This is a genomic window from Kocuria tytonicola, from assembly GCF_003687175.1.
Classification (GTDB): Bacteria; Actinomycetota; Actinomycetes; order Actinomycetales; family Micrococcaceae; genus Kocuria; species Kocuria tytonicola.
This window is the reverse complement of the sequence record NZ_RDEX01000001.1, coordinates 593132-609495: the sequence shown is the minus strand read 5'-3', so window position 1 is coordinate 609495 and position 16364 is coordinate 593132. Positions and strand designations below refer to the sequence as shown.

General features: G+C 71.2%; 15 protein-coding genes, 1 tRNA gene and 1 other RNA gene. 12 read left to right on the top strand and 5 right to left on the bottom strand.

The window, feature by feature from the left end:
* Nucleotides 1-167 precede the first annotated feature (167 nt).
* Complete coding sequence (locus EAE32_RS02715) at nucleotides 168-638, bottom strand: GNAT family N-acetyltransferase (RefSeq protein WP_121864102.1); 471 nt, start codon at nucleotides 636-638, stop codon at nucleotides 168-170.
* Nucleotides 639-777: 139 nt separating this feature from the next.
* Complete coding sequence (locus EAE32_RS02710; RefSeq protein WP_206059899.1) at nucleotides 778-1116, bottom strand: putative quinol monooxygenase; 339 nt, start codon at nucleotides 1114-1116, stop codon at nucleotides 778-780.
* 49 nt (nucleotides 1117-1165) lie between these two features.
* On the opposite strand from EAE32_RS02710, the gene EAE32_RS02705 reads away from it, so the two are divergent.
* Nucleotides 1166-1963, top strand: a complete 798-nt coding sequence (locus EAE32_RS02705; protein WP_121846700.1) for a helix-turn-helix domain-containing protein — start codon at nucleotides 1166-1168, stop codon at nucleotides 1961-1963.
* A 171-nt stretch (nucleotides 1964-2134) separates the two neighbouring features.
* Here the strand turns inward: EAE32_RS02705 and EAE32_RS02700 are convergent, their stop codons facing one another.
* Nucleotides 2135-2662 (bottom strand): GNAT family N-acetyltransferase, encoded by a 528-nt coding sequence (locus tag EAE32_RS02700; RefSeq protein WP_121846701.1) that lies wholly within the window; start codon nucleotides 2660-2662, stop codon nucleotides 2135-2137.
* A gap of 512 nt (nucleotides 2663-3174) precedes the next feature.
* Between EAE32_RS02700 and EAE32_RS02695 the strand changes: the two genes are divergently transcribed.
* Nucleotides 3175-4035 carry an MBL fold metallo-hydrolase gene (locus EAE32_RS02695; RefSeq protein WP_121864101.1) on the top strand — a complete coding sequence of 287 codons (861 nt, stop codon included), beginning with the start codon at nucleotides 3175-3177 and terminating at the stop codon, nucleotides 4033-4035.
* A gap of 65 nt (nucleotides 4036-4100) precedes the next feature.
* Here the strand turns inward: EAE32_RS02695 and EAE32_RS02690 are convergent, their stop codons facing one another.
* A complete protein-coding gene (locus tag EAE32_RS02690; protein WP_121864100.1) occupies nucleotides 4101-4910 on the bottom strand; it encodes a queuosine precursor transporter in 810 nt (269 codons plus the stop codon).
* A gap of 127 nt (nucleotides 4911-5037) precedes the next feature.
* Here EAE32_RS02690 and EAE32_RS02685 point away from each other — a divergent pair, with 127 nt between their 5' ends.
* The 3 genes from EAE32_RS02685 to EAE32_RS02675 all read left to right on the top strand — a co-directional run bounded on the left by EAE32_RS02685 (nucleotide 5038) and on the right by EAE32_RS02675 (nucleotide 7310).
* Complete coding sequence (locus EAE32_RS02685) at nucleotides 5038-5865, top strand: hydroxymethylpyrimidine/phosphomethylpyrimidine kinase (protein ID WP_121846821.1); 828 nt, start codon at nucleotides 5038-5040, stop codon at nucleotides 5863-5865.
* A 152-nt stretch (nucleotides 5866-6017) separates the two neighbouring features.
* Nucleotides 6018-6683, top strand: coding sequence for a TetR/AcrR family transcriptional regulator (locus EAE32_RS02680; protein WP_121864099.1), 666 nt, complete (start codon nucleotides 6018-6020; stop codon nucleotides 6681-6683).
* A gap of 231 nt (nucleotides 6684-6914) precedes the next feature.
* Entirely contained in the window at nucleotides 6915-7310 is a 396-nt protein-coding gene (locus EAE32_RS02675; RefSeq protein WP_121864098.1) for a hypothetical protein, read from the top strand.
* A 690-nt stretch (nucleotides 7311-8000) separates the two neighbouring features.
* On the opposite strand, the gene EAE32_RS02670 is transcribed toward EAE32_RS02675, so the two are convergent.
* A tRNA-Ser gene (locus EAE32_RS02670) sits at nucleotides 8001-8085 on the bottom strand.
* Between the two features lie 336 nt (nucleotides 8086-8421).
* Between EAE32_RS02670 and ffs the strand changes: the two genes are divergently transcribed.
* From ffs to EAE32_RS02635, 7 genes are all read left to right on the top strand, one after another.
* Nucleotides 8422-8518: signal recognition particle sRNA small type (gene ffs / locus EAE32_RS02665), an RNA gene on the top strand.
* Nucleotides 8519-8582: 64 nt separating this feature from the next.
* Nucleotides 8583-12215: a DNA polymerase III subunit gamma and tau gene (locus EAE32_RS02660; protein ID WP_121864097.1), complete on the top strand. Its 3633-nt coding sequence runs from the start codon at nucleotides 8583-8585 to the stop codon at nucleotides 12213-12215.
* A 132-nt stretch (nucleotides 12216-12347) separates the two neighbouring features.
* Nucleotides 12348-12953: a recombination mediator RecR gene (gene recR / locus EAE32_RS02655; RefSeq protein ID WP_121846721.1), complete on the top strand. Its 606-nt coding sequence runs from the start codon at nucleotides 12348-12350 to the stop codon at nucleotides 12951-12953.
* 130 nt (nucleotides 12954-13083) lie between these two features.
* A complete protein-coding gene (locus EAE32_RS02650; protein ID WP_121846722.1) occupies nucleotides 13084-14370 on the top strand; it encodes an aspartate kinase in 1287 nt (428 codons plus the stop codon).
* Nucleotides 14371-14563: 193 nt separating this feature from the next.
* Entirely contained in the window at nucleotides 14564-15046 is a 483-nt protein-coding gene (locus tag EAE32_RS02645; protein ID WP_243635639.1) for a MarR family winged helix-turn-helix transcriptional regulator, read from the top strand.
* A complete protein-coding gene (locus EAE32_RS02640) occupies nucleotides 15039-15971 on the top strand; it encodes a 3-methyladenine DNA glycosylase (RefSeq protein WP_121864096.1) in 933 nt (310 codons plus the stop codon). Before EAE32_RS02645 ends, EAE32_RS02640 begins: the two co-directional genes overlap by 8 nt.
* The gene (locus EAE32_RS02635) at nucleotides 15968-16336 is read left to right on the top strand and encodes a Rieske 2Fe-2S domain-containing protein (RefSeq protein ID WP_121864095.1); all 369 of its coding nucleotides are present in this window, start codon (nucleotides 15968-15970) and stop codon (nucleotides 16334-16336) included. Before EAE32_RS02640 ends, EAE32_RS02635 begins: the two co-directional genes overlap by 4 nt.
* The last annotated feature ends 28 nt before the right edge of the window (nucleotides 16337-16364 follow it).

The window sequence follows — 16364 nt, the reverse complement described above, 5'->3', positions numbered from 1 at the left end:
GGCGGGGCCGGCTCCGCGTGCCCCGTTCTGCGCTCAGCCCAGCGGCCGCATGGTGGCCTCCACCCGTTCCGGCACCACGTGGACCTGCGGAACCAGGTCCTGTGGTGGGAAATCCGGGTCGATGCACTCTACGAGACCGGTTATCGGCGAGGTCCGGGGGTGCGCTCTCAGATGTCAGCCCGCATCGCAGGAAAGGTCGTCTCCGCGAATCCCGCGCGCGCGTACATGCCGCGCCCGGCCGCCGTGGCCATGAGTTCAGCCCGTGGAACTCCGGTCCGATGCGCCCACTCCAGCGCCGCGCTGAAAGCGCGCCGTCCGTACCCACTTCCGCGGTACTCAGGAAACGTGCACACATTGCTAATGAGCACATCACGTCCGTGCGGGTTGCCGGGGGATGGTGCAGCGTCCCGGATCGCTGCCACGGAGCAGGCCACGACGGACCCACCAGAGGCGACCACGAAGATTCCGAAGGCAGGATCGTGAATGCGCTCGGCAAACCACGACCGCGCGGCACTCACCCATGGCCCGTCAATGTTCTGGGTTCCCATGGCGCGGAACATCTCGGCGCGCAGGGCCACGAGTGCCTCGACATCCTGCTCCGAGGCGCGACGACAGGTGGTTAGTGTGACGTCCGACATGACCCCACCATAGGGACATCCGGTGCATGGACGGGCAGGCCACATGGAGCGGAGCCCCCTCCCCACCGCGCTGGAATACATCGAACTTCATCACTCCAGAGGAAGTCCTCTGCATGCGGATCCACGGCCCCGGTGGGTGTCAGGACGGCATCGGAACGCCCGCGACAGCCACGAGCCGCTGCTGAGTCATACTTTTCATGTCAATGATCGGCATTGCTCGCCCGATCCGAGCCTGCACCGCAGGAATCTGCAGCGACGCCTGGTGCGCATCTTCGCTGTCCCAGACTTCCGTGACCCACACGGCGTCTGCATCCCCTGGGTCACGAGCGACCAGGTAGAGACGGCATCCAGGCATCGGCTCGCTGCGGTCCTGCTCACTCAGGATGGCAGCCAGGGCGTCCCCCTCCCCTGGTATGGAGCGCAGGCGCCCGTGAAGCATGAACGCGGAACCGGTGGTCATGGTGTCGATGTCAGCCATGGCCTCACCGTAGGCTTCGGGAACCGGTGCAGGCTTGTAGATTCTTGCCATGGCCGAGGAAACCATTCCGAACGGGCGCGGGGTCCCTTTTCCGAAACGTCTCCCTGTCGCGTTCCGACGGCTGCCCGCCCAGCCGGACGCTACTGACCTCGTGGCGTGGTGGTGGTTGTGCGAGTGGGACCTGCCGGACGGCGAGCGCTCGGATCAGCGAGTCCTGGCGTTCCCTGCCCTGAACTTCACTGTCGACAATGAAGGGTCCGCGGTGGCCGGCCCGACCAGCACGGCCACCACGCGCATGCTGACGGGCAGCGGATGGGTCATCGGCGCACTGCTCAAGCCGGCCGCCACCCCGGTGTTCACTGCCGACCCGGGATCGCTGCGTGATCGTCTGGAACCGGTCGACCTGCCTGACCTTCACGCTCGTGTCGCGGAGTTGGCCGGGAGCGGTCACTTGGACGGGGCCACGGATGTCGTGTCGCAGTGGCTCGTGGGCCGCGCTGGAGACCTTGCCCACTCTGCTCGCGCAGCGAACCTCATGTGGCACCTCGCGACAACCGGCCGCCACATCACCTCGCTCACCAGCCTTGCCGGGGCTGTCGGCATCTCCCAGAGCGGCCTCTACCGGCTGGCTCGACGCTACGTCGGGGTCTCGCCCTATGACATGGTTCGGCGCCGCCGCCTGCAGGAGATCGCGGAGCACATCCGGGACAATCCGCAGGAGTCGCTGGCAGGCGTGGCAGGCCACTTCGGTTTGACCGATCAAGCCCACATGAACCGCGAGTTCAAGGCGGCGTTCGGCATCACCCCCGGCGACTACCGGTCCGAGTGCACGTCAACGAGAACGTAGGTCGACGCGAAACGTCCCCCACGATGAGCTTCGACCACCGATCCCCGCGGCCAGGCCCCCTCCGATGCGGGTCCACGAGCCAGGTCGACAGGGGTGCCTTTCCCCGCGTCAGACGGAGGAGAGCATGTCGTTGTTGCCAGGTGGCTCCGAGCAGGGGTCTCCGCTCCTGTCTCAACGGGGTGAGGGCGAACCATCGGCTGCCGGAAGAACATACGTGCATTCCGCGACTTCGCGCCCGTCCGCCGTCGTTCCCGTCGAAACCAGAGTCATACCCAGTCGCTTGCACAGCGCGCGGGACGCCGTGTTGGCGCGGTCCGTCTTCGCCATCACCTGGACGAACCCCCACTCATGGCGAGCCGCGTCCAACACCGCCGCCACAGCTTCCGTCGCCAAGCCTCTGCCGGTGTGAGTCGGGTTGAAGACATAGCCGATCTCGGTCGCGTTCCCGGCGAGCCACGTCAAACCCACTTCGCCCGCCACTTCACCGGTCTCGAGAATCTCGGCAAGGAGCACCAGCTCGTCTCCTGGCCCATCGAATCGAGCGACGGCATACCGGGACATCTCTCCCAGCGTGTGCTCCCGCGTCCACACGCCAACACTCAAGTACTGTGCAACATCGCGCCTCGAGCGATAGGCGAAGACCGCAGCGACATCGGTCTCGCGTGGCGGCCGGAGACAAAGTCGGGAGGTCTCAATCACACCGAAATCGTAGCCAAGAAGACACTGCGGAACTGCTTCCGGAGACCGGTTCAGCATCCGAGATGACCTCACCGGACCTCGATCTGCACAGCATCCCCTGCAGACCACAGTGACCGGCGCCTCTCTGCTGCGCGTTAGACTTCCTTGAACTTCGTCGCCCCGCCGGGAGTCCACTGCCTGCGGATCCACGGTCCCGGTGGGTGTCGAGGGGAGACGCTCCACGGTGCGTGCGGCGTTCCCGCGAACCGGCACGGCCCGCACGAGGGGCCGGCCGCGCAGCGCGAACGCGGCGCAGGCACCGAGCGGACGCCCGAGACACGATCCGCCCGACTCCCTCGCCCCCTTCGGCGGAGGACCCGGGATCCGCAGCTTCGAGGGCCTCACGTGTTGAGCGAGACCAGGTGCGTCCCCGCTGCGGGTTCGCTCAGCCGCACCCCGCGCACGTCGTCCCGAACCGCGCGAACCGGCCGCGGCGGCGTCGTTGAATCCCCGCGGGACCGGGGCGTCCGCTCGTGACCGCCGCGCAGCCCGAGTACGCGACCCCCGGCGTCCTGCGCCGCGTGAGCGCGTGCGCGGGCGTGGTCCTGGCCCCGAACCCCGGTCCCATGACCCTGGACGGCACCAACACCTGGATCCTCTCCGCGCCGGGCGCCGGCCCGGAGCACCCGAACTACGGGCAGCACCCGTCCGCGCAGGGGCGGGGCGAGTGGCCCGGCCCGGACGTCGTCGTCGTGGATCCGGGCCCCCTGGACGAGGAGCACCTGCAGGCGGTCGCGGCCACCGGCACCGTGGTGCTCATCCTGGTGACGCACCACCACGGTGACCACACGGACGGCATCGACCGGCTGCACGAGATCACCGGCGCCCCCGTCCGCGCGGCCCTGCCCGAGTTCTGCCGGGACAGCGGCGAGCCCCTGCGGGACGGCGACTGCGTGCTCGCGGCGGGCGTGAGCATCCGCGTGCTGGCCACCCCGGGGCACACCTCGGACTCCGTCTCGTTCCTGCTGCACCACGACGAACCCGAGACGATCCTCACCGGTGACACCGTCCTGGGCCGCGGCACCACCATGATCGACCACCCGGACGGCACCCTGGGTGACTACCTGCGCTCGCTCGAACGGCTCGCCCGGCGATCCGGCGCGATGGGCCTGCCCGCCCACGGCGCGCCGCTTCCGGAGCTGCAGGACGCGTGCGAGGAGCTCGCGGAGCACCGCCTGGAGCGCCTGGAGCAGGTGCGCGGCGTCGCCGCGGAGCTGGGTGAGCGCGTCAGCGTGGAGACGGTCACGGACGCCGTCTACGCGGACGTCCCCGCCGGGGTGCGCCGCGCCGCAGAGCACTCGATCGCCGCGCAGCTCGCCCACCTGGGCCTCTGAGCGCCGGGGACGACGACGCCGCACGCGCCCTCCCGCGCGGCACTCACCGCTGACCGCTGGGGCGCTCAGCCCTGCAGCGGGGCCGCCTCCGCGTAGCCCGGTTCGCGGCGCTTGACCCACGCGATCGCGGCGTAGGTGACCGGCATGATCACGACCTCCACGAGGCACTTGTACACGTAGCCCACCAGCACGTAGTTCAGGAACCCGGACCACGAGTCGATGCCGATCACGGGCGCCGCGATGGTGCAGAAGATGACGGTGTCCACCAGCTCGCCCACCATGGTGGAGGAGATCAGCCGCGCCCACAGGTGCCTCTCCTGGGTGCGCTCCTTGACCTTGACCATCACGTACGCGTTGAGCAGCTGCCCCACCAGGTAGCCCAGCAGGGACCCGGCCACGATCAGGGGCACCGGGCCCAGCACCGCCTCGAACGCGCTCTGGTTCTCGTAGAACGGTGCCGGAGGCAGGACGATCACGATCCAGAACACCAGGGATGAGAACGCTCCGAAGAAGAACGAGGTGAGGATCGCCTTGCGGGCGGCCCGGAAGCCGTAGACCTCCGAGACCACGTCCCCCAGGACGTAGGCGAGCGGGAACAGGAAGAACCCGCCGTCCGTGATGACCGGACCGAACTGCACACCCTTGGTGGCGCCGATGTTGGAGAGCACCAGGATCACGCAGTACGCCGCCAGGATGAGGTCGAAGTACGTGCGGGGCCGGCGCGCGAAAGCGGGCTCCGCGGGCGTGTGCTGCGTGGGGGCGCCCGGCACGGAGGTGGGCCGGGCGGCGGAGGTGGCCGCGGCGTCGTCGGCGGGTGCGGGGTGCGTGGAACCCTGGGCCGGGGTGGCATGGGGCGGGGTGGCGTGGGAAGACACGGGTGTCCTTCGGGTCGTCACGTGCGGTGAGGGGACGTCGCCTGCCACCCGACGTCGCGCCCCAGTGTAGTGGGAGCCCCGGGCCACAACTCGCGCCGGCGGCGGCGGGCGGCGCACAATACTGTGCATGAGCGAAACCACACGCAACCAGCCGCCCGTCGCCATGACCGTCGCGGGCTCCGAGGCCACCGGCGGTGCCGGCGCGCTCGCGGACATCAAGACCTTCACCTCTCTGGGGGTTTTCGGCTCCCTGGCGCTCACGTGCATCGTGGCGTTCGACCCCGAGAACGACTGGGGCCACCGCGTGACCCCCGTGGACCAGCAGACCCTGGCGAACCAGCTGCAGACCATCACCGCGGCCTACGACCTGGACGCCGTGAAGATCGGCATGCTCGGCCACCCGGACACCATCCGCACCGTGGCTGAGGCCATGAAGAAGCTGCAGCCCCAGCACCTGGTCCTGGACCCCGTGCTGATCTGCAAGGGCCAGGAGCCGGGCGCCGCGCTGGACACGGACCAGGCGCTGAAGGCCGAGGTGCTGCCGCTGGCCACGTTCGTGACCCCCAACCACTTCGAGTCCCTGTCCCTGTCCGGGATGGAGTCCATCGACTCGGTGGCGGACCTCAAGGAGGCGGCGCAGCGCATCCACGACTCCTCCGGCGCCACCGTGCTCGCGAAGGGTGGGGTGCGCCTGGCCGGGGCGGAGGCCGTGGACGTGTTCTACGACGGCTCCACCCTGGAGGTGCTCTCCGAGCCCAAGGTGGGCGAGGTTCCCGTCTCCGGCGCGGGCTGCTCGCTGGCCGCCGCCGTCACCGCTGAGCTCGCCAAGGGAGCCTCCCCGCTCGACGCCGCCCGCACCGCCAAGAGCTTCGTCTCCGCGGGCATCCGGCACCGGCTGGGATCCCACCTGCCGTTCGACTCCCTGTGGCAGGGCGGGTACGCCGCTGAGGCGTGACCGCACAGCGCCACCAAGGTTCCTGGGAGCCTTCGGGGAATGCCCTGTTCCGCAGGGCATTCCCCGTTTCCATGGGGTGGAATGGACACCGAACCCGCACGAGATGTCGGCAAGGCGCGATTTTTGCTGACAGAACAGGATATGGTGTCGTCATGCCCCGCATCACAGCCCCCAGCAACGCAGCCCAGAGAGAGCGCACCCAGCGTGCGATCCTGGACGCGTTCGGGGAGCTGCTGTACAGCAACGGGCTCACGGACCTCACCATGACCCGCGTGGCCAAGACCGCCGGGGTGGGCCGCACCGCGGTCTACAACTATTTCGCGGACATGGGCGAGCTGCTCGTGGCCTACGCCCTGGACAAGACCGAGCGCTTCGTGGCGGACCTCAACCGCGAGCTCGCGGAGACCGAGAACCCCGTGGATCAGCTGGGCGTCTACATCCAGCACCAGATCGAGGACCTCAGCCGCCGCCACCTGCCCCCAGGCCAGGCCATGCGCACCGTGCTCTCCCCCGAGGACTTCGCCAAGCTCGGGGAGCACGTGCAGAAGCTGCAGGGCGTGCTCGCGGGCATCCTCCGCCGGGCCATGGACGAGGGCTACCTCCCCGAGGGCGACACCCACGAGCTCTCCCAGCTGGTCCACGGCTCCCTGACCTCCACCGCGGACCGCAGCACCTGCCTGGAGAACTCCCGGACGCAGCAGGAGCGCACCCTGGCCACCGTCCGGTTCATCCAGCGCGGTCTGGGTGCCCAGTTCGACGCCCGGATGCGCCCCGTGCGCCTGCCCCAGCAGCCCCCGCGGCTCAGCGCGGTGTCCTGAGCAGGCTGGGCCGCCACCCGGTCGGCACAACGGCCACGACAGGCACTGCGCGCTTTCATTGCAAAATCATGCGTAATTTTCACGCGCAAACCTACCCGGGGGTCACCCCGGGGATACGATCCTGCTGTTCTCAAGCTTCATCTCCCTCGGGCGCAGGAACCGATCGGACGGGCCGTCGATCTCCGACCACTGCGGGACCCACAGCGCGCCCCCTTTCGAAAAGGACCCACCATGGTCACTGCTGCACCCCTGCGCCGTTCCCTCGCCACCGCGTTCGTGGCACTCGCCCTCACCGCCGGCGTCTCCCTCGCCGACGCCGCCCCGGCAGAGGCTGCCAGCCCCGCCAAGCCCTGCTCGGCGAGCGTCTCCGTGAAGAACCCCCGCCAGTGGACCACCACGGTGGTGAACGTGTCCCGCGTGGGCGCCAACGCCAAGGTCACCACTCGCGCGAAGTACAAGACCACCACCAACACGAAACAGGCCAAGGCCTCCACCCGTGGCACCGCTGCCGTGAAGTACCCGATCGCCGGCGCAACTCCGGGGCGCACCGTGCGGGTGGACATCACTGCGGTGTCCGGCAAGACCACATGGCAGTGCTCCACGTCCTTCACCCCGCGCCACAAGTAGGCCACCGGCCGGTCCAGGGGTCGTGCACGCCCCGGGTGTCCTGGCCGATGGACCTCCCGCACGAGAAAGCGCCGCGGGCCCCTGCGGGGGCCCGCGGCGCTGTCGTTGCGCCAACATCGCATCTCTCGCGCAGCCCTCATCCCGCGCCGCACGTCGTCCACCGTGGTCCGCGCTGCGAGCTCCGCCCCCCCCCAGAGTCGCAACCGCAATCGCAGCGTGCGAGAGGGAACCCTTCGTGAGGACGCTCATCACGGGAGCGAAGTCTCCGGTGAACCGGGCGTCGCCCTCCGCGACAAGGGGGATCGGAGATTGGGGTCCGGGCCACTGTGCTGCGCGATGCGCGGATCACCCGCGCATGGCTCATGGCGCACCGGATCTCCACTGGCGCGGGAGAGTGCTCGTCGAACTCGAGGAAACGCTCGGCATCGAAGTACGGAGTCCCGTCCTCGGTGGCGCTGCGGAAAGCGGCCAGGACCTCGAACATTTCACTCAGCGGCTGGGAGAGGAAACCCGGTCTGCGACAGCTGCCGGAAGGCTGCTGACAACCTCCCACGGCAGGCCGAAGGGAAGCTCCTCCATGGGGCGGACCAGACACAACCCGCAACCATTTCGGACCCCCCGCACGGGAACCCGGTGTACGAGCAAAGCCCCCGACCCGCCGTGTGGCGGATCAGGGGCTTCGTCATGCTGCGGAGGATGGGGGATTTGAACCCCCGAGGGCGTTAACCCAACACGCGTTCCAGGCGTGCGCCATAGGCCGCTAGGCGAATCCTCCAGGCAAGCACGCAACCCACTCATGCGGGGCACGTGCGGCAATCAGCATAGCGGAACTCCTGCCCGCGGCGCGAATCCGGTCCCGGTTCCGCGCCGCTCGGAGCATGGCAGAAGCGCGGGTTCTGTGGGGCCGCACCCTCGTCGGCAGGCCCGCCACGAACCCGGGGAGCCGGCAGCACGGGATTCCAGTGCGGCAGCCGGAACGGGTCCGTGCACGTGGGGCGGCGGGGCCGGGACGCGGGCTGGCGGCGTCGTGAGCAGAGCGCGCGCGCTGGGCGCCCACGGCACAGGCCGCCCGGCCGGTTCGAACTCCGCGTGCGCTTGGGCTAAAGTAGAGCCCAGCCCCTCGTGTGGCGCCATCTCGTAAAACTCCCCCAGGGCCGGAAGGCAGCAAGGGTATATGGGCTCTGGCGGGTGCACGGGGGGTCTTTTCTTTCCTCCCTCCCCAGCCACCCGGGCACGCTGTGCGCGTCCGAGGCCCCGGCTAAGGTGTGCTCTGTGACTACCGCCCTGTACCGCCGCTACCGCCCGGAGACCTTCGAGGACGTCATCGGTCAGGAGCACGTGACCGAGCCCCTGATGACCGCGCTGCGCAAGAACAGGGTCAACCACGCCTACCTCTTCTCCGGTCCGCGCGGCTGCGGCAAGACCACGTCCGCACGCATCCTCGCGCGCTGCCTCAACTGCGCGGAGGGCCCCACGGCCACACCGTGCGGACAGTGCGAGTCCTGCCGTGACCTGGCCCGGAACGGCGCCGGCTCCCTGGACGTCATCGAGATGGACGCCGCGTCCCACGGCGGCGTGGACCACGCCCGTGACCTGCGGGAGCGCGCCACCTTCGCCCCCGTGCGGGACCGCTACAAGATCTTCATCATCGACGAGGCCCACATGGTCACGCGCGAGGGCTTCAACGCGCTGCTGAAGATCGTGGAGGAGCCGCCGGAGCACGTGAAGTTCATCTTCGCCACCACGGAGCCCTCCAAGGTGCTCACCACCATCCGCTCCCGCACGCACCACTACCCGTTCCGCCTGGTGCCGCCCGAACCGCTCATGCGCTACCTGGAGCAGCTGTGCCAGGAGGAGGGGGTCACCACCGAACCCGGCGTCCTGTCCCTGGTGGTCCGCGCCGGCGGCGGTTCCGTGCGGGACTCCCTCTCCGTCCTGGACCAGCTCATGGCGGGCTCGGACGAGCGCGGTCTCACCTACGACCTCGCCGTCGCCCTGCTCGGCTACACCCACGCGGCCCTGCTGGACGACGTCGTGGACGCCTTCGCCGCCGGGGACGCCGCCACCGTGTTCTCCTCCGTGGACCGCGTGGTCCAGACCGGCCAGGACCCGCGCCGTTTCGTGGAGGACCTGCTGGAGCGATTCCGGGACCTCGTGGTGGTCAACGCGGTTCCCGACTCCGCGGCCAACATCCTGCACGGGATGCCCACGGACCAGATCAACCGGCTCCGCAACCAGGCCACCCAGCTGGGCGCCGCGGAGCTCTCCCGCTCGGCGGACATCACCAACGAGGCCCTCAACGAGATGACCGGGGCCACCTCCCCGCAGCTGCACCTGGAGCTGCTGTGCGCCCGCATCCTGCTGCCCTCCGCGGACCACACCACGCGCGGGATCACCTCGCGCGTGGACCGGTTGGAACGCCGTCTGAGCATTCCGCGCGGTGCCGGGATCCGGCAGAGCGCGCAGGACGGCACGGTTTCCGCCCCTGGCGCGGAGCCGACGCCACCCCCGTCCTCCGGCGCCTCGGAGCCGGTTCACGACGCCGCGCCCGCCCGCACCCCGAGCTCGTCCGGGGGTGCTGCCGGCCCCGAGACGTCGTCAGCGCCTCGGGCCTCGTCCTCGCCACGGCCAGCTGCTCCGGGGCGGACCGCCGAACCCGTGGGCGGGAACGGCCCGGTGGACGAGAGCGGCGAGGAGACGGTGGACACCGGCCCGGCCCCGTCGCGCCCCGTGCGGCAGGACGGCTCGGAGCCCGGCAGACCCGCGTTCGAGACCCCGGACGTCGCAGAACCCTCCGACCCCCAGGACGAGTCCGAGGAGCCGCAAGGCAGCGAGCACCCCGCCGCCGCTGACCCCGTCCCCGAGGACGAGCGCGGCCCCGACGCGGAGCACCCGCCCGCCGACGGCACCACCACCGATGTCGAGGCCGGGCAGTCGGAGACCGCCACGTCATCGGCACCCACGGGACAGCAGGACCGTGCGACCTCGAACGCCGCAGCGCGCCAGGACGCGCCCTCGTCCGCGGGGCAGCCCGCCCCGGACCTGCCCTCCGAGCGGGGCACCGGAGCAGCGGGCAACCCCCGGGAGACGAGCGCCCCGAGCGACGTCACCAGCGGGGAGCTCGAGCTGCTGCGCTCCTCGTGGCCGGAGATCGTCTCCGCACTGGCCGAGATCCGCCGCGTGGCGTGGGCCATCACGGTGCGCGGCACCCCCATCTCGTTCGAGAACAACACGCTGCGCATCGCCTTCGAGGGCGACGGCGACATCATGAACTTCCCCCGCTTCGAGGGGGACGTGCGCACTGCCATCCAAACCGTGGTGGGCCTGGACTGCGCGGTCGAGGCCGTGCGTCCCGGCGACACCCGCGGGCGCCAGGGCGGTCAGGACGCCGGCGGACCTCCGCACGGGTCCGGTCGCGGCCCGGGGCCGGGCCGGGGGCCGGGGTCCGGTGGCGGGCCCGCCTCGGACCGAGGGGTGTCGAGCGGCTCCCCCGGCTCGGGACGGGGTGCCCCGAGCGGTCGGGGCGCAGGTCCCGAGCGGCACTCCGGCGCCCAGCACGGTGAGGGTTCCCCATCCTCCGAGACACCGGACTACTTCCGCGAGCCCGAGGGGTTCGGGGTCAACCGTCGGCGCACCAGCGAGACCACCCCGGCCCCCACGCCCGGTCAGGCCCAGGACGCCGCGGGCGGGCAGAACCCGCGCCCCGCAGCGGGTGCCTGGGAGGGCCCCGGGGGCGAGCAGAGGGGCACCGGTGCAGGGGCCCCGGAGCACGCCCACGCTCAGGAGGAGCGCCGGGGACACGGCCAGGACCGCTCGCAGGGGCGCTCCTCCCAGCCGTCCCAGGGCCATGGCCGCCCGGAGGGCCCCACGTCCTCCCCCTCTGCAGATGACGACGAGCCCGTCACCTCGTGGTCGGTGGCCGCCATCCCCCAGCCGGGTGACTCCGCCGCGGACACGAGGCGGCCGGAGACCCCCGCGGTCGACGAGGTCCGAACGGGCACGCCGGACAGCACGGGCGGGGAAGCCACGACCGGAGCGGCGGGCTCGACCGCCGCTCCCACCGCGAACGAGAGCCCGGGAGCGCTCGACGGAGCCCCTGCCGCCCCCCGCAGCACTCCCGCCGCGGGATCTCCGAACCACCCATCCGATGACCGGGCGGGCGGGCGCCCCGATTCGAGCACCCGGAGGGCCTCGGCGCCGACTCCCGGAGCCGACACGGCAGCCGTCTCTAACGGTGCCGACCCTGCCCCCGGCGCATCCGCCGGTCCCAGCTCCGCGCGGCACGGCGGCCCCGACGAGGCAGGGGACTCCGAGCGCGCCGGCATCGCGGAACGTGCCGGGACCTCGGGGGACCCGGAGAGGTCCGCGCCCCGCTCCCCGCACGAGTCGCAGCGAGCAGCTTCCCACGCCCCCTCCTACGACCGCAGTCCCGAGTACTGGAGCCCCGAGGAGCCTCCTCCCCCGCCGGAGGACGAACCCCCGGCGGACATGTACGACGAACCGGGCCCTGCGCCGTCGTCCCACCGGCGGTCTCCGTCCCCGGTGGAGGGGGACGGCCCTGCTCCCGGGCAGAGCCGCGGTGCCGCCCGCGCGGGGGCGTCCGCTCAGGCACCGCTCGCCGGAAGGACGGGAGGTGAATCGCCCAACGGGCAGCCCACGGCTGCACCGGGCACGAACCGCCCCAGCTGGCGCGAGCGCCACGCCGCGGCCATTGCGGCGGCCGGCCGGACGCCCCCCGACATGGCCCCACCCAGCACCCGCGCGCCGGGAGCGGACGAGGAGGCCTTCGTCCCCGGGGCCGACGACGAGTCCCTGGAGGACTCCTCCCTGTACGGCAGGGCCGCCATCGAGCGCATCCTGGGCGGCATGCTGATCGACGAGCGCGCCCACGACACGGCACAGTGACCAGGGGCCCCGCCGCACCACCCCCGTGACACCGTGGTCCCCGGTGCAGACCCCGGCCACCTCCACGGACCCCGATCGAGGCCCCGGCTCCGGCCACGGCCTCGATCACGAGAATCTTCACGAAGGAGCACGGTGTACGAAGGACCGGTTCAGGACCTCATCGACGAGCTGGGGCGGCTGCCCGGCGTGGGCCCCAAGTCCGCCCAGCGCATCGCGTTCCACCTGCTGGACGCGGACAAGGACGAGGTCCAGCAGCTCGTGGACGCCATCTCCACGGTGAAGACCTCGGTGTCCTTCTGCGTGGTCTGCGGCAACGTGACCGAGCAGGAGGAGTGCGCCATCTGCCGTGACGCCCGCCGGGACCGCAGCGTGATCTGCGTGGTGGAGGAGTCCAAGGACGTCATGGCCATCGAACGCACGCGCAGCTACCGGGGGCTCTACCACGTGCTGGGCGGGGCCATCTCCCCGCTGCAGGGCGTGGGCCCGGACCAGCTGCGCATCCGCGAGCTGATGACCCGGCTCTCGGACGAGACGGTGCAGGAGATCGTGCTGGCCACGGATCCCAACCTGGAGGGCGAGGCCACCGCCACGTACCTGTCCCGCATGCTGAAGACCCTGGGGATCCGGGTCACCCGCCTCGCCTCGGGTCTCCCGGTGGGCGGGGACCTGGAGTACGCGGACGAGGTCACGCTGGGCCGGGCGTTCGAGGGCCGCACGGTGGTTGCCGAGGGGCGGTAGCCCCGTGGCCCCCCGCGGCCTGCGCGGCCCACCGGTGGCGGCGAGCCGCTAGCATTGAGCACTGAATCCCCGACCGAACCCGGCAAATACCCGCGCCCCGGCGCCGGGTCCCAGCCCGCGAGAGGAATGCATGAGCCTCATTGTCCAGAAGTTCGGCGGTTCGTCGGTCTCCGATGCCGACGGCATCCGCCGCGTCGCCCGGCGTGTGGCCGAGACCAGGAACGCCGGTCACCGGGTGGTCGTGGTGGTCTCCGCCATGGGTGACACCACGGACGACCTCCTGGACCTCGCCCGGGAGGTGGCCCGCAAGCCACCGGCCCGCGAGCTGGACATGCTGCTGACCTCCGGCGAGCGGATCTCCATGGCGCTGCTGGCCATGGCCATCTCGGACCTCGGCGTGCCCGCCCAGTCCTTCACCGGTTCCCAGGCCGGGATGATCACGGACGGCGCGCACGGTGCGGCCAAGCTCGTGGAGGTCAGCCCCCGGCGGGTGAGCGAGGCGCTGGAGAACGACAACGTGGCGATCATCGCCGGCTTCCAGGGTGTGCACCGTTCCACGAGCGACATCACCACGCTGGGCCGCGGCGGCTCGGACACCACCGCCGTGGCACTGGCCGCCGCCCTGGACGCGGACGTGTGCGAGATCTACTCGGACGTGGACGGCGTCTACACCGCGGACCCGCGGATCGTGCCCTCGGCCCAGAAGCTGGACCGGGTCTCCTCCGAGGAGATGCTGGAGCTGGCCGCGAACGGCGCGAAGATCCTGCACCTGCGCTGCGTGGAGTACGCCCGCCGCTTCAACGTGCCGCTGCACGTCCGCTCGTCCTTCACCCACAACGAGGGCACCTGGGTCATCCCCAGCCCCCACGAGAACCTCACGCCGCAGAAGGAGATCCCCTTGGAACAGCCGCTGATCGCCGGAATCGCCCATGATCGCAGCCAAGCCAAGATCACGATCGTGGGCGCACCGGACCACCCGGGCATCGCCTCCCGCATCTTCCGTCTGCTCGCGGACGCCGAGGTGTACGTGGACATGATCGTGCAGAACGTCTCCACGGGCGAGCACCCCCTCACGGACGTCTCCTTCACCCTGGACGAGTCCCAGGGCACCCTGGCCCTGAACCTGCTGCGCGCCGCCGAGGAGAAGATCGGCTACACCCGCCTGGACTACAACGACCAGGTGGGCAAGCTGTCCCTCGTGGGCGCCGGGATGAAGACCAACACGGGCGTGGCGTTCACGTTCTTCCAGGCGCTCGCGGATGCCAACATCAACGTGGACATGATCTCCACGTCCGAGGTCCGGATCTCGATCGTCACCTCCGTGGAGAAGCTGGACGACGCCGTGCGCGCCGTGCACACGGCCTTCGGCCTGGACTCCTCCGAGCAGGCCACGGTCTACGGAGGCACGGGTCGCTGACCCCGCGCACCCCATGACCAGCAGCACCTCATCCCCGGGTTCCCGGCAGGACGACGCCGCCGCGCCCGGTCCCGCACCAGCGGACGGTCCCGGTGCTCCCACCAACGTGGCCGCCGACAGGACCGCCGGCGGCCAGACGGGCGCCGGGCAGAACGCCCCGGGAGCGGCCGACTTCGGGGGCGGGGCCGCAGGCATCCCCACCGACGACCCCCTGGCCCTGGCCAACCAGCTGTGCTTCTCACTGTCCGTGGCCTCGCGCATGGTGGTGCAGAGCTACCGCCCGGTCCTGGAGCCGCTGGGGCTCACGCACCCGCAGTACCTGGTGATGCTGGCGCTGTGGGACTCCCAGCCGCGCACGGTCAAGGACCTGGGCGAGCAGCTGATGCAGGACTCGGCCACGCTGTCCCCGCTGCTCAAGCGCCTGGAGGCCCGCGGCTACCTCACCCGCGAACGGGATCCCCGCAATGAACGGGCGCTCGCGGTCTCCCTGACGGGGAAGGGCAGGGAGCTGCGGGAACGGGCCATGGCGGTGCCCACCCGGATGATGGACCGGCTGGACGTGTCCCGCGACCAGGTGCACCTGCTCAACGAGGGCATGCACCGGCTCATCTCCGCCGCGCAGGCGCTGGGCCCGGATGCCGAGCAGGGCCGGGCGCAGGACCCTTGCGATGAGTGAGTCAGCGACCAGGACGCGGCCCGAGGTGCTCACCCGGGAGCAGTGGACGCAGCGGGCACGGGCTCACGAGGATCGCGTCTCGCGCTACACCCAGCCGTTCCTGGACCGGCGGTTCCGAGGCGAGAAGCACCCCGTGGAGGACTTCCTCTTCACCTACTACACGCTCTCCCCCGCGCAGTTCACCCGCTGGCACCCGGGCCCCGGGGTCGTCCTCCTGGGCGCCCCCGAGCGGGCGGACTGGAAGTTCTACCGCCCGGCCACGCGCGCGGAGCTCACGGCGGCCGGCGCGCGGGAGGTCGCGGGCGGCGTCGTCGTGGACGCTGCGGCGTTCCTGACCAAGCGCGGGACGGCGGTGCGCTTCACGCGCGAGATCCTGGCGAACACCGCGGCGAGGAGCGGCACGTTCGACTGCTTCGGGCTGCACGAGTGGGCCATGGCGTACCGCGCGGAGGAGAACGGCGTGCGCCACGAGGACGCGGGCCTGCGCCTGGGCTCGCGCGGCACGGACGCCGTGGTGGAGGGCCACCGGATCCGCTGCTCGCACTTCGACGCGTTCCGCTTCTTCCAGCCCCAGGCCGTGGAGCGCAACGAGCTGCAGCCCACCCGGCAGGCCCAGCGCACCCTGGAGCAGCCGGGGTGCCTGCACGCCACCATGGACCTCTACAAGTGGGCGTACAAGCTGCTGCCCGCGGTGGACTCGGACCTGCTGGCGGTCTGCTTCGAGCTCGCGTGGGACGTGCGCCGCACGGACATGGAGGCCTCCCCCTACGACCTCGCGGACTGGGGCTACGAGCCGGTGCGGATCGAGACGCCCGAGGGCAAGGCCGAGTACGTGCGCCGGCAGCGGGCCTTCGCCGCGCGCGGCACCGCGCTGCGCGAGCGTCTGCTCGCCGCCACGGACCGGATCCTGGAGGCCGCCGCGTGAGCTGGCACCCGGTTCCCGACGCCGCCGCGCTCGCCCGGGCGCTCACGGCACCGGCCAGCGCGGTGCCCGTGCGGGTGGCCGGGATCCCCCTGGTCCTCACCCGCGGCGACGACGGCACACTGCGTGCGCTGTCCAACGAGTGCCCGCACCAGGGTGCCACGGTGTGCCGCGCCGCGGAGCACGGCGTGGCCTCCCTGGAGTGCCCCAACCACTACTGGGTCTTCGACCTCACGGGCACGTTCCAGGGCTCCCGGCTCGCCCTGGACAGGGGACGCACCGCCCCACCGGACCCGGCCGAGAACCTCCGGGAGCACCCGTGCCGGGAGACGGCCGGGTTCATCGAGGTCCAGCTCCAAGAGCGCTGACGCGGCACCGGGGCGGGCACCCACTAGA

Coding starts and splice junctions, on each gene's coding strand:
- EAE32_RS02650 (WP_121846722.1), top strand. CDS start 13,084: ATGAGCCTCATTGTCCAGAAGTTCGGCGGTTCGTCGGTCTCCGATGCC.
- EAE32_RS02680 (WP_121864099.1), top strand. CDS start 6,018: ATGCCCCGCATCACAGCCCCCAGCAACGCAGCCCAGAGAGAGCGCACC.
- EAE32_RS02685 (WP_121846821.1), top strand. CDS start 5,038: ATGAGCGAAACCACACGCAACCAGCCGCCCGTCGCCATGACCGTCGCG.
- EAE32_RS02715 (WP_121864102.1), bottom strand. CDS start 638: ATGTCGGACGTCACACTAACCACCTGTCGTCGCGCCTCGGAGCAGGAT.
- EAE32_RS02675 (WP_121864098.1), top strand. CDS start 6,915: ATGGTCACTGCTGCACCCCTGCGCCGTTCCCTCGCCACCGCGTTCGTG.
- EAE32_RS02710 (WP_206059899.1), bottom strand. CDS start 1,116: ATGGCTGACATCGACACCATGACCACCGGTTCCGCGTTCATGCTTCAC.
- EAE32_RS02705 (WP_121846700.1), top strand. CDS start 1,166: ATGGCCGAGGAAACCATTCCGAACGGGCGCGGGGTCCCTTTTCCGAAA.
- EAE32_RS02640 (WP_121864096.1), top strand. CDS start 15,039: ATGAGTGAGTCAGCGACCAGGACGCGGCCCGAGGTGCTCACCCGGGAG.